The 13,031-nt window shown below is 65.6% G+C and carries 11 protein-coding genes; 7 read left to right on the forward strand and 4 right to left on the reverse strand.

Annotated elements, in window-relative coordinates:
- From HG262_RS12710 to tssJ, 4 genes are all read right to left on the reverse strand, one after another.
- A partial coding sequence (locus tag HG262_RS12710) for a type VI secretion system Vgr family protein (RefSeq protein WP_169271372.1) occupies positions 1-3,177 on the reverse strand: 3,177 nt, incomplete at its 3' end.
- Between the two features lie 26 nt (positions 3,178-3,203).
- On the reverse strand, positions 3,204-3,959 hold the full coding sequence (icmH, locus tag HG262_RS12715) for a type IVB secretion system protein IcmH/DotU (protein WP_248293347.1): 756 nt from the start codon (positions 3,957-3,959) through the stop codon (positions 3,204-3,206).
- A gap of 49 nt (positions 3,960-4,008) precedes the next feature.
- The gene (tssK, locus tag HG262_RS12720; RefSeq protein ID WP_169271374.1) at positions 4,009-5,355 is read right to left on the reverse strand and encodes a type VI secretion system baseplate subunit TssK; all 1,347 of its coding nucleotides are present in this window, start codon (positions 5,353-5,355) and stop codon (positions 4,009-4,011) included.
- A 65-nt stretch (positions 5,356-5,420) separates the two neighbouring features.
- The gene (gene tssJ, locus HG262_RS12725; protein ID WP_169271375.1) at positions 5,421-6,038 is read right to left on the reverse strand and encodes a type VI secretion system lipoprotein TssJ; all 618 of its coding nucleotides are present in this window, start codon (positions 6,036-6,038) and stop codon (positions 5,421-5,423) included.
- A 199-nt stretch (positions 6,039-6,237) separates the two neighbouring features.
- Between tssJ and HG262_RS12730 the strand changes: the two genes are divergently transcribed.
- From HG262_RS12730 to tssG, 7 genes are all read left to right on the forward strand, one after another.
- Positions 6,238-6,888, forward strand: coding sequence for a hypothetical protein (locus HG262_RS12730; RefSeq protein WP_211187249.1), 651 nt, complete (start codon positions 6,238-6,240; stop codon positions 6,886-6,888).
- 68 nt (positions 6,889-6,956) lie between these two features.
- Positions 6,957-7,481, forward strand: coding sequence for a type VI secretion system contractile sheath small subunit (tssB, locus tag HG262_RS12735; RefSeq protein WP_105557015.1), 525 nt, complete (start codon positions 6,957-6,959; stop codon positions 7,479-7,481).
- Positions 7,474-8,967: a type VI secretion system contractile sheath large subunit gene (tssC, locus tag HG262_RS12740; RefSeq protein ID WP_169271377.1), complete on the forward strand. Its 1,494-nt coding sequence runs from the start codon at positions 7,474-7,476 to the stop codon at positions 8,965-8,967. Before tssB ends, tssC begins: the two co-directional genes overlap by 8 nt.
- Before the next feature lie 41 nt (positions 8,968-9,008).
- Positions 9,009-9,512 carry a type VI secretion system tube protein Hcp gene (locus tag HG262_RS12745; RefSeq protein ID WP_006395404.1) on the forward strand — a complete coding sequence of 168 codons (504 nt, stop codon included), beginning with the start codon at positions 9,009-9,011 and terminating at the stop codon, positions 9,510-9,512.
- A 71-nt stretch (positions 9,513-9,583) separates the two neighbouring features.
- Complete coding sequence (tssE, locus tag HG262_RS12750; protein WP_169271378.1) at positions 9,584-10,069, forward strand: type VI secretion system baseplate subunit TssE; 486 nt, start codon at positions 9,584-9,586, stop codon at positions 10,067-10,069.
- Positions 10,070-10,123: 54 nt separating this feature from the next.
- Positions 10,124-11,962: a type VI secretion system baseplate subunit TssF gene (tssF, locus tag HG262_RS12755; RefSeq protein WP_169271379.1), complete on the forward strand. Its 1,839-nt coding sequence runs from the start codon at positions 10,124-10,126 to the stop codon at positions 11,960-11,962.
- Positions 11,926-13,020: a type VI secretion system baseplate subunit TssG gene (tssG, locus tag HG262_RS12760; RefSeq protein WP_348984386.1), complete on the forward strand. Its 1,095-nt coding sequence runs from the start codon at positions 11,926-11,928 to the stop codon at positions 13,018-13,020. The genes tssF and tssG overlap by 37 nt, the downstream gene beginning before the upstream one ends.
- Positions 13,021-13,031: the final 11 nt, after the last annotated feature.

Genomic DNA, 13,031 nt, shown 5'->3' on the forward strand with positions numbered 1-13,031 from the left:
TTCCGTCAACGACGGCGCGGCGCCAGCCATCAGCGACGGCGTCGCACCGCCCATGAGTGACGTGGGGGCTCCCCCCATCAGCGACGGCGTTGCGCCACCCATCAGCGACGGGGTCGCACCCGCCATCAGGGAAGGCGTCGCGTTGGCGAGGGCGCTGCCGGCCATCTGGCCGGCGCCGGTGCTGCCGATGGCGGTGCCAGCCATGTCGCCCGCCTTGCCGGCTGCGGCGGACATCATGCCCGCACCGGTCTGCCGCACCGAGGCCACGGCATCATTCGCGCGGGCAGCAATGTCCTGGACGGGCTTGAGCGCATCGCTGGCCATCGACTTGGCGCGGTCGAGCATGCCTGACGCGCTGTCCTGCAGTGACGCCAGGCCGCTGGATACGGCGCTGGCGCCCTTGGCCAGCGTCGCCCCTATCCCACCTGCCGCCGCAGCGCTCGAAGCGCCTGTGGAGGCTGTGGTGGCCGCGGCGGTGCCTGCCAGCGCGTCGGAGGCCCCGGCAGCGTTGACGGCCTGGCCCGACCCCGCCAGGGCTTGCAGCATTTGCTCGGGCCGGTGCACCAGTTCAGCCTTCACCAGCATCACGTCGCCCACCTGCGTGGACGGCAGCGCGGGCAAGGCCGCGGCGTCGCTGGCCGGACCGATCAGATTGTGCGACGCGCCTTTGACCGAGAACATGCCCGGCCCCTTGAACACGATATCGGCGCCGTCCATGACGATGCTGCCGCCGGCCGCCTGCAGGGTGATGCGCTGGTTCGCCAGGATCTCGATGCTGTCGGTGGTCGACGTGATGGTGACGTCTTGCCCGGCCAGCAGTTCCAGCATGTCGGTATGCGCGTGTATCGACACCGGCGCATTGGCCGCGATGGCGCGGATGCCGCCGTCCTGGACGAACAGGCTGGTGGCGCGCCCCGATGCGCTGGCGAACGTCTGGCGCGCGGCGACATGGCCGTCGGCTTGCGCGGTGACGTGCAGGTTTTCGCTCGCGTGCAGGATGGCGGATGCCGGGGTGGCCAGGTTCAGCGACGCAGGCGCGTCGATCAACATGCGCGCGCCGTCGATGCGTTCAACGGGTTCCGTACCGCTGCGTTCGCCGTCGCTGGCCTTGACCGCCTGTTGGCCACCCACGCTGGCTGGATAGCGGCCTCGGGCCTTGGGGTCGACGGCTTCGGTCAGCGTGTCGAACTGGTCTGTCGCGGCCAGCGGCCGCGCTTGGCGCTGCGTGGCGGCCGCGTTGATGCGTTGGGCGGAAAGCTGCGCGCCGCGCATAAGCGCCAATGCCTGCGAGGCGTCCGCCTGGGTGGACCGGGCGTCCTCCTGCGCGGTGGCCGATAGCAGCATGCCTTGGCCTGACCGGACCACGGTCCACGCGTCCGAGCGCAGTTCGAAGCCGGTGCCGCGCCATTCGCCGCGATTGGATTCGTCTGGCGCCTGCTTGACCAGATAGCCCAGGCCCAGTTGCGAGGCGGCGATCGAGCTGGACAGCCGGGTGCGGACCTGGCCCGCCGTGTCATCGAACAGCCACTGGCTGTGGCCTTGGCCGTCCAGGCCCTGGCTGTGCCAGCCGCTCAGCGTGCCGGGGTGATTGGCCTCGGCGTTCACGCCGGCCGACCACGGGGGCAAATCGGCGTCGTTATACAACTGGGCGACCACGACCGGCTGGTCGATGTCGCCGTCCAGGAATTCGACCACCACTTCGGTGCCTTGGCGCGGCAAATGGTGCGCGCCCCAGTTGGGACCCGCCTGCGCGCCGGTTACGCGCAGCCACGTGCCCGAGCTGTCGTCGCCCGGCGCATTGCCGGCATCGTCGCCATGGCTGCGGTGGGGCAGGCCGCCGGACAGCGGGCGCTTGCCGCGCTGCCAGGGGAATTGGACTTTGACCCGCAGGTCGCGGCCCGAGGTGATGGGGGCGTCCTGCGCCGTCACGACAACGGCCGTCACGCCTTCCGGCGCGGTGGGCTTGGCGCGCCAGCCCGGCAACAGCGCGGCCGCCGCGGGCACGGCGCTGAACGTGTTGCGGTAGGCGCCGCGTTCCAGGTCCGGCGCTTCCAGTACCTGCGCGGCCTGGGCGCCCAGGTTGTTGGCGGCTTCGTGCGTCACGCGCAGCAGCGTATAGCGGTTACCTCCCATTTCGTCCAACGCCTGGCCCGAGCCTTCCGCATAGCGGTCGTGCTGCGTCAGGGCGAACGTGTGGCCCGGCATCATCTGCCGCGCGGTGCCGCCGCCTTCGAACCGCACCGTGCGCGATTCATGCGCTTGCAGGCTGCGTGCCGCGAGGGCTTCGGCGCCGGCGTCGTCTGTGTAGCGGCCGTGGCCGTCGAAATCATAGTCTTCCAACGGCGGCACGGCGCCCACGTCCAGGTCCGACCTGACTTCGGCCCCATGCGCAAGCAGGGCGCGCTCGTTCCAGGCGACACGCGTGACGCGGTTCGGCTGGACGATGCGCGCCGCGCCGAAACGCAAAATGCTGTCCTCGGATTCGGTGGCATCGGCGCGATGAAAACGCAGGGGCGACGCAGGATTCTCCGGGCGCGCTGCGCCGGCGTCGAACACGACAAGGCGATGCTGCGCGCCGCCTGTACCGCCGTTATCCTGCCCATCACCTTGCTGGTGGTCGAAGCGGAAACTCAGCCCCGACTCCGCCATCAGGCGCAGCACGAAAGCCAGATCGGTTTCGCGATACTGCGTGCGGATCGGGCGGGGCGCCAGCGGCTCGGTGATGTCGAAGGAAAACGACGCCAAGGGATAGTCCGCGAAGATCTCGCTCAGGATATCGGTGGCCGATTTGTCCTGATAAAGAAAGCTGTCGCGGCGCAGGCGCAAGGTTGCCAACCAGGGCGCGGCGTGCAGCCGGTAACGCGCCAGGCCGCCGTCCGCACCCAATGCGTCCACGCCTTCCACGACGGCATGCCAGCGGCGGCGGCTGCCGTCGGCCAACAGCAGGTCGACGCTGATCTCCTTGCCCAGCAGCGGTTCCACGTCCAGCTCGGCGGAAGGCGCCAGGCAGTCCAGGGTCAATGCGAAGAGTTCGGAGACGCCTTCTTGCAGGCGCATGCGTTCGGCCGTCAGCGCGTCGCCCAAGGGCGTGGTCACCTGGATCAGGCGCGCGTTCTGGGACAAGGCGGCAGCGTCCAGGCTGCTGTAGCCCGCAGGCGAGAAAGAGCGATCGGTCATAGTGCGTGGCCGTCCGGGGTGGACCGTCAGGGAAGCGAGATGGTCAGGTGGGCGGCGCGCGGGCCGAGCTTGACGATGTCGTGATACGGGGCCATCGCCGTCTGCATGTCGCCGTTCAGGAAATGGCTCATGCCCAGATACGCCAGCAATCCCAGCAGCGCGAAGATGGCGCCGATGCTCCACAGCGGAACATCGCGCTTCAAGGTATGCGCGATCTTGTCAGGCAGCGGCCAGTGCGGCGCGAAGCCGGCCCGCTTGCCGCGCAGCAACGCGATCTCGTCGCCCAGGCGCGCGGTCAGGTAGCCGAGTTTTTCCTGGCCCTCGATCATGTACTTGCCCTGGAACCCCAGCAGCAGGCACATGTAGAACACTTCCAGGGATTGCAGCCGCGGCGCGCCTTGCGCGCGCAGGTCTTCCAGGCGGGTGAAGAAATTCTCGCCCGCCAGCTGTTCGCCAAACAACGTCAATTGCAGGGGTTGCAGCATCCATGCGTCACGGATCGAGAACCCGGAATTCAGGACGGTCTCGTCGACGGCGGCGCAGAACGCATACTTGGTGGCGTAGACGTCCTCGGCGGGAATCTCGAGCTTCTTCGCGGTGCGTTCGAAGTCGGCCAGGAACTGCTGCACGCGCGCCGAGAAAGACGCCGCGCTGGCTGGCTGCTGTCCGCTCTTGAGCAGGAACAGCATCAGGAATCCGTCGTACAGCAAGTCCAGCAACGATTTCGCGGGCCGTGAACCGTAGAAGTCGGCGGCACGGGGAGGGAGCGTGGCTCCGGGCATCAAAGAGGGCGCGTCGGCGGTCATGGCGGGCTCTTTCGGTGGGCAGCGGTTAGCGGGTGACGGCGATCAGGTCCAGCTTCAGTTCGGGTATGCCGGAGGGGGCATAGATGGCGATGCTTCTGGCCTGCAGCATGCGGTCGTAGAGCGATCCTCGCGTCTGCAGTGTGAAATAGCAGGCGCCCGGCTTGACGGGTACGGCCGGCGGCACTTGCGGCGTGTAGACCAGCTGCACGCCGGGCATGGCTGATAGAACCAGCTTTTCCACATCGTCGGGCGCGCCGACCTTGAAGCGCAGCGGCACGGTCTCGGCCAGTTCGCTGGCCGGGGTGGCCGCGGACACCGACAGGTAGAGCGCGGTGGTTTCGTCGAGCTTGTCGGAGTCCAGGCGGCCGACGTGGAACGACGGGCGCACCTCGTCGAGCACGATGGAGAAATAGCGGGTCGAAATGACGGTGTCGAGCAGGTCGCGCAGGATCTCGTCCAATTGCGCGAACGCGGTGCCGGGCTGATCGTGGCGGTACACGGGCAGGTCGGCCAGGGTATGCACCTTCGAGAACGTCATCAGCGCGCCGGCCAGCCGCAGCATTTCCTGGAACAGGCGCTCGGGGTGCAGCTGCGGGTTGTGGAACAAGTGCGACAGCGCCGAATAGGCCTCATTGGCCGTGTGCAGCAGCCAGAATGACGCGACGTCGCCCGAGCGGAACTCGATGATGTTCTTGCTGGGCTCGCGGTGAAAGCCGTATAGCGCATTCACTTTGGCTTGCAGCGCGTCCAGCAGTCGGCGCAGCTGCTCGAATAGCGCGCTGCAGGCCTGCACGGTCAGGCTGGGGGCGATATAGCTGGTGTCCAGTTCATAGCCCGCGCTGGCGGTGCGGCGCACGCGCGCAACGGGAATGGTCAGCAGCGCGTCGCGGGGCTCGTGCTCGGACAGCAGCCGCACGTTCTTGCGCAGGAATGCCAGGTCGGCGGTGCTGGCGTTGGTGTAGAGGTCGGGCGCCGGGCTGTCCTGATGCGCATAGCGGGCGTCGAAGCCCTGGCTTTGCGCGCCGTCACGGTAGTTGCCGCCGATGTCCTTCATGGGATGCAGCGCCAGATAGAACACCGCTTCGCTCGCGCCATCCAGGCCGTCCAGCGCCACGGCGGGCGGCAGGTCATCGTTGTGGGGCGCGTTGTAGATTTCGCCGTCGGGGAAGATGGCCGACAGCTCGGTGGCGCGCAGCATGCCGTTGGCCAGCGCGGCGGCGTCGAAGCGGACGGTGCGCAATCCCCATGAATAGGGATGCAGCGCGCGGCTCATCTCTGCGAGGCGAGCCTCGTGGTAGGCGTCTTGCCGCTGAAAATGCTGGGGCCGCAGGAACAGGCCCTCACCCCATAGGACTTTCGCTGAATAACTCACGTTGGCTGGCTCTTATTGATATCTAGGTAGCGGGCGTTTCGTAATGACGTGGGTTGCAACTGCCTTCAGTTCGGACACTGCACCGAAGCGAGGCGGGACGGATCGAATTCAGGCACGCCCGGGGGCAGCACGATCTTGCCGGTAGCGACGGTCATCGCGCAGGCATGGGCGCCCAAGACAATGCCGGAGTCCTCGGCGGACTTCACTTCAAACACATACTTCCAACGCTGCGGCGCGGGCGCGTAGAACAAGGCCGCTACTGCGATATACGTCGCGCCCTTAGGCACTTTCTCTACGTTCTCATAGCGCTGCCCGGGCGTCAGGATGACCTCGCGTGAAGCGATGACGCTATCGCCCAGTGCCGCCTTTTCCTGCGCAGTATCAACCAATTGCGTGAGCGGTGCGCGCAGGAATGCCTCGGCATTCTTCAAATAGTATGTTTTCGTAACGATGGCCATGGGCTGGCCACTGCTCGCGTTCAAATTTTCTCCGGCATGGATCGCCAATTTCACGTCGATGGGCGCATTCGGGTCCTTTTTCAGGCCGGTGATGTCGAGCGCGCTGCCCGTCATTCCGGCCACCGCGCCGATCGCCGAAACGGCCGCACAACCGCTAATTACCGAGCTTGCCGCAACCAGGGAAAAGGCCGCCAAGCATCGCGATAAATTGAGATGTTTTGACATGGCTCTTTATACCGGAACATTGCTGCGGCATGAAGATCGCGGCACGTTAGGCGACGTTTCGTGCAGCGTTACATCGAGTTAATCACTGTAGTGGTGTACTAACAAAAAGTTGTTGAAATACGCGGCCTTGGTTACAACCCCACGTGCCCAAAAAATGCAACTTTCTCGTCTCCTCCTGAGCGGCGCAATCGTGGCTTTGATGACTGGCTGTGCAGCCACTGTCAAGCCGCAGACCGATGCCGAATTCAAGCAGTCGATTACGCAGGCCTCGCAGAGCCTTGCCTCCAAGGGAGGCGATCAGGCCGTGGCCGAGTTCCAGGAGATCGCGCAGCGCAATCCCTCGCGAGGCGAGCCCTGGTCGTACATTGCGAAGATCCGTTTCGACGAACAGAAGTACGGCGAAGCGATCGTGGCGGCGGATGAAGCGCTGAACCGGGACCCCGAGGATTTCACCGCCAAGACCGTGCGCGCCGTGGGAGGCTTGCGTGTGGCGATGCAGTCCCTGGCGGATCTGCGCGCCGATGCGCTCCTGGCGGGCAATGCGCGCACGGACGCCGTGGCGCTGGCCGCCGCGATGCGCGAAACGCTGGGCCAGGACGTCCTGTTTCCGGAAGGACGCAAGCCGCCCGTGCGGCCGCGTCAACCCCCCAAACGCGTCGAGCCGCCCGCAGCGGATGCCGGCGCCCCGGCAACCGCCGCCCCGGCTACGGCGGCACCCGCTAGAACCGCGACACCCGCTGCAACCTCGTCGAACCCGGCACCTGCCGCACCGACTGCGACGCCGCCTGCCACGCCCGCCGCTTCCGGCGGACGTGCGCCGGATCCGTTCGGCAATCTTCTCAAACCCTGATCGGCTCGCGGGCGCCGGCGTCGCCGGCCTTGTCAGCCTTACCAACACGCACCTCGCTGGGAGCCCTCATGGCTAAGAAAGAAAGCGTTCAGAAACGACTCCAGAAAGTGCGCCCGCCGCGCGTCCAACTGACTTATGACGTCGAGAAGGGCGACGCGATCGAACAGAAAGAGCTTCCCTTCGTCGTGGGCGTGGTGGGCGACTTCAGTGCCCAATCCGAGGCCGAGCTGCCGCGCCTGAAGGACCGCAAGTTCGTCAATATCGATGTGGATAACTTCGATGACGTGATGAGCGGGCTGGAGCCGCGCGCGGCTTACCGCGTCAAGAACCGCCTGACGGACGAGGGCGGCACCTTCGGCGTCGACCTGAAATTCCGCTCGGTGGAAGATTTCAGGCCGGAAGCCGTGGTGCAGCAGATCGAACCGCTTAAAGAACTGTTGGACATCCGCACCAAACTGGCCGACCTGCGCAACAAGCTCGCCGGCAACGACCGGCTGGAAGACCTGCTGGGCGAGGTGCTCAGCAGCACGGAAAAATTGCAGCAACTGACCAGCGAAGCCGGCAAGAACGGCAAGGGAGGCAGCCATGAGTAATTCCGCCGCCGCGCAGAACTCGGCCGCTCCGGCCGCCGAGGCCGATTCGGGCCTGCTCGACCAGATCGTCGAACAAAGCCGGGTCGCCAAATCCACCGCCGAACACGATCGCGCCAAAGACCTGATCGGCGAACTGGCCCGTGAAGTCATGAAGGGCACCGTCGTGGTGTCGGACAACCTGTCGGCCATGCTGGACGCCCGCGTTGCCGAACTGGACCGCCTGATCTCCGCGCAGCTCAGTGAAGTGATGCACGGCGCCGAATTCCAGAAGCTGGAAAGCACCTGGCGCGGCCTGCACTACTTGTGCCAGGAGAGCAACACCGGCCCGATGCTGAAGATCAAGGTGCTCAACGTCACCAAGCGCGATCTGGTGCGCGACTTCCAGACCGCCATCGACTTCGACCAGAGCCTGATGTTCAAGAAGGTCTACGAAGAAGAATTCGGCACGTTCGGGGGCTCGCCGTTCGGCGCGCTGCTGGGCAATTTCGAGATCACGCGCCAGCCCGAAGACATGTATTTCATCGAGCAGATGTCGCACGTGGCCGCCGCTTCGCACGCGCCGTTCATCGCGTCGGCGTCGCCTGAACTGCTGGGGCTGGACAGTTTTGCGGACCTGGGGCGCCCACGCGACCTGGCTAAGGTGTTCGACACCGTCGAATACACCAAATGGCGCAGCTTCCGGGATTCGGAAGACTCGCGCTATGTCGGCCTGACCATGCCCCGCTTCCTGGGCCGCCTGCCGTACGACCCGAAAGAAGGCACCTCGGTGGAGGGCTTCAACTTCGTCGAGGACGTGGATGGCACGGACCACGCAAAGTACCTGTGGTGCAACGCCGCCTGGGCCTTCGGCGCGCGCCTGACGGCTGCATTCGCCGATTTCGGCTGGTGCGCGGCCATTCGCGGCGTGGAAGGCGGCGGCCTGGTGGAGAACCTGCCGACCCACACCTTCAAGACCGACGACGGCGAGATCGCGCTCAAGTGCCCGACCGAGATTGCCATTACGGACCGGCGCGAGAAGGAACTGAGCGACCTGGGCCTGATCCCGCTGGTTCACTGCAAGAACTCCGACTATGCGGCCTTTTTTGGCGCGCAGTCCGTGCAGAAGGCGAAGAAATACAACACCGACAGCGCCAACGCCAATGCGGTGCTGTCGGCGCAGTTGCAATACATCTTTTCGGTGTCGCGCGTGGCCCACTACCTGAAGGCCATGATGCGCGACAAGATCGGCAGCTTCGCATCCGCGCAGTCGGTCGAAAGTTTCCTGAACCGCTGGGTCTCGCAGTACGTCCTGCTGGACGACAACGCCAGCCAGGAACAGAAAGCGCAATTCCCGTTGCGGGAAGCCTCGGTGCAAGTCGCCGAAGTGCCGGGTCGCCCCGGCGTGTTCCGGGCCGTGGCGTTCTTGCGGCCCCACTTTCAGCTCGACGAGCTTTCGATTTCGTTGCGTCTGGTCGCGGAGCTTCCCGCCCAGGCCCAGAAGTCCTGATGCCCGTCCGATAAGCGGTTTTTCAACTTGAGAGGCTATGAATGAAGGACATTTACGTCAAATTTGGCAATCCTGCGCTTAAGGGCGAGTCCCAGGACAAGGACCACCCGGACTGGATCGAAGTCGGTTCGTGGCGCCACGAGATCATCCAGCCGCGTTCGGCCACGGCCTCGACCTCGGGCGGTCACACCGCCGAGCGCACCGAGCACGGCGAGATGGTCTTCACCAAGGATCTGGATGTCGTCAGCCCGCTGCTGTATCAGCACGCATCCGGCGGTACGACGTTCGACGAAGTGACCATCGATTTCCTGCGCGCCGACGGCGAAGGCAACCGCGTCAAGTACCTGGAGATCAAGCTCAAGTACGTGATCATTTCGCGCGTGGCGCCGGAAGTCGTCAGCGAAGGCCTGCCGCACGAATCGTTCTCGCTGAAGTATGCCGCCGTCCAGTGGAAGTACACGCAGCAGAAGGTGGGCGGCAACCAGGGCGGCAACGCCCAGGGCGCCTGGAGCCTAACCAAGAACGACAAGACGTATTCGGTCTGAACGCGACCGCGTAGGCAGGACAGGCTGCGCCCCTTTCCGGGGGCGCGGCCCGTGCTGAACGGAGGTCCGTGATGAAAGGATTCGAGCCCAGCCTGTTCGACAAATTGTTCGACGGCGACGGGCAGGCACCGCATGCCTTGCGGCGCTTGTCGGTGGAAGAAATCAAGGAAACGGTCGCGCGCGACATCGAGGCCCTGCTGAACACGCGCATGGTCTTCACGGAAGAATCGCTTAAGCGCTACCCCAATTGCCAGCGGTCGATCCTGACCTATGGGCTGTCGGATTTCTCGGGGCTGAGCCTGGCCAGCCATTACGACCGCGAATTCATCTGCCGATCGCTGGAGCAGGCGATTGCGCGGCATGAGCCGCGGCTGACGCACGTGAGGGTCGTGCTGCAGGTGGACAGCCGCGCGACATCGGTCCTGTATTTTGCGATCACCGCCATGCTGGACGTAGGTCCGGCGCACGAACCGGTGACGTTCGACGCGACGTTGCAGCCGTCCACCTTGCAGTATTCCGTCAGCAAGGGATGGGCCAAGACGGCTGCGGTCGCCTGATAGAAAACAACGCACGCGGGCGCGGGCGGCACGCCGCCGGCGAGGAAGGGAAAGATGGAAGAACTGCTGCCCTATTACGAACGCGAGCTGGGTTTCCTGCGCGGATCGTCGCGCGATTTCGCGCAACGCTATCCCAAGATCGCGGCGCGCCTGGGCTTGTCGGGCGAAACGTGCGAAGACCCGCACGTGGAACGGATGATCGAGTCGTTCGCCTTGCTGGGCGCACGCATCAACAAGAAGCTGGACGACGACTATCCGGAATTCACCGAAGCGCTTTTCGAGGTGATGTACCCGCACTACCTGCGGCCGTTCCCGTCGTGTTCGGTGGCGCAGTTCGACATGGGCGGCGTGGCGGCGCAATTGACCGCGCCGGTACGGATGCCGCGCGGCACCGAATTGAAATCCCATCCGGTGCGCGGCGTGGCCTGCCGCTTCCGCACTGCGTACGACGTGACGCTGGCGCCGGTGACGATTCGCCGCGCCAGTTTCGCGTCCACGGCCAATGCGCCGTCGTCCACGTCGTTGCCGCCCGGGGTGACGGGGAGGCTGTCGTTGACGCTGGCGTGCCTGGCCGAGACGCAGAATTTCTCCAATCTTGCCGTGGACACCCTGCGCGTTTACCTGCATGGCGAGCCCTCGTTTGTCGCTGCGCTGCGGGATTGCCTGTTCCTGCGGACGGCCGCCGCCTATGTCGAAACGCAGCCCGGCCGGTGGCATCGGCTGGACCAGGTGCCGTTGGCGCAAGTGGGGTTGGCGGAAGCCGACGCGCTGATTGATTTTCCGGCCAGCTCGCACCCCGCCTACCGGCTGCTGGCCGAGTACTTCGTCTTCGCCGAGAAGTTCAACTTCGTCGACATCGACCTGGCCGCGTTGCGGCGATCAGTGGGCACGGCGCGCGAATTCACGTTGCATCTGCCCGTCAAGGGTCTGCGCGCCGATTCCAATACGGCGCGGCTGCTGGAGTCGGCGTCGCCCGACCATTTCCGGCTGGGCTGCACGCCGGTCGTCAATCTGTTCCCGCAGCGCGCCGACCCCATCCGCGTGACGCATGCGGCGGCGTCCTATCCCGTAGTGGCGGACGCCCGGCGCGCCTACGGCTACGAGGTCTACTCGATCGACCGCGTGCGGCAGGTGCGGCAGAACGCGCAAGGCGATTCGGTGGTGGAATTCCGCCCGTTCTACTCCCTGCATCATGGTGAAACGCCTGAACGCGCGAGCCACTACTGGACGGCGCGGCGCGATTCCATGGTGGCCGAGCGCAGCCCCGGCTACGAGATGGAGATGTCCATCGTCGATATCGATTTCGATCCGTCGGTGCCGCAGACCGAGACCCTGAGCCTGGACCTGACCTGCACCAACCGGGACCTGCCTGCGCATCTGGCCGTGGGCCAGACCGGCGGTGATCTGTTCCTGGAAGGCGGATCCGTCGCCCGCGAAATCCGCATGCTGCGCCGGCCCACCCATACCCATCGATTCCAGCAGGGCCGCGCCGCGCATTGGCGCTTGATTTCGCACCTGGCGCTAAACCACCTGTCGCTGGTGCAAAGCGGCTTGCCCGCCTTGAAGGAGACGCTGCGGCTTTATGACTTGTCGCACGCGGCGGTAGCCGCGCGCCAGATCGAGGGCCTGGTGGGGCTGGACTACAAGCCCGCCACCCACTGGATGCCGGGCGAACCGTTCGCGACGTTTGTACGCGGTATCGAGATCCGGCTGACGATCAATGAAGACAACTTCGTCGGCACCAGCCTGCATGCCTTCGTGGCGGTGATCAACCGCTTCTTCGGCCTGTATGTGCACGCCAACAGCTTTGTGCAGCTGGTCGTGTTGTCGCGCCGCGGCGCAGAAGAAATCCTACGGTGCCCCCCATGCAACGGCGACGCGATCCTAGCGTAATCGAATCGCTGCTGGCCGAGCCGCAGCGCTTCAAGTTTTTCCAGGCCGTCCGGGTGCTGGAGCTGTGGTTCGCCCGACAGGAGGGGGCGCGTGCGAAAAACGCGGTGCCCGCTCACCTGCGTTTCCTGAACTCGTCCTCGCTGGGCTTTCCGGCGAGTGAAATCGCGGCGCTGACGGCTTACGACAAGGATGGGCTGCCGTTGGAGGACACGGCGTCGCGCCTGGCGGCGCTGGCCGAAGGCAAGCTGGGACGGGTAGAGATCGAGCCCGCGTTTTTCGGCTTGCTGGGCGCGCAAGGCGCGCTGCCGCTGCACTACTCCGAAATACTGAGCCATCGCGAGAGTGCCCGGCGCGATCGCGGCGCGCGGGCTTTTTTCGACATTTTCTCGAACCGGGCGGCGGCGCTCTTCTACGCGGCATGGAAGAAGTACCGCATGCCGATGCGCCACGAGACCGAGCAGGATCACCACTATCTGCCGCTGCTGCTGGCGCTGGGCGGTATCGGCCATCCCGCGCTGCGCGACCGCCTGCACCAGGGCGACGGGCAGGTGTTCGACGAATCGCTGGCGCACTACGCCGCCGCCGCGCGGCAACGGCCGGTGTCGGCGACGTTCCTGCAGCGGGTGCTGTGCGATTACTTCCAGGTGGATATGCGCGTCGAACAGTTCGTCGGGCGCTGGTACCACGTGCCGCCGGAGCACCGGACTCAGCTGGGCGCGCCTGGCGCGGTGCTGGGCGTGTCCGCGATGGCCGGCGACCGCATTTGGCAACGCGACCTGCGCATCCGCCTGTGGATTGGCCCCTTGTCGCGCACGGCGTTCGCGGACTTCCTGCCTGGCGGCGCGCGCGCCCAGGCGTTGGAGAAGCTGCTGACGATGTTCGGCGGCATGAGCTTCGAATACGAAGTGCGGCTGATCATGGCTCGGACGGATGTCGCCGGCAGCGTGCTGGGCGGCGCCGGCGAGGGGGCCCGCCTGGGCTGGAATTCCTTCCTCTGCACCGCCCCGGTCGACGCCGACCGCGACGACGCCAGCTACGAATTGCACACCATCCATTGAGAACAAGACGA

The organism is Achromobacter sp. Bel, from assembly GCF_012928505.1.
GTDB lineage: Bacteria > Pseudomonadota > Gammaproteobacteria > Burkholderiales > Burkholderiaceae_B > Achromobacter.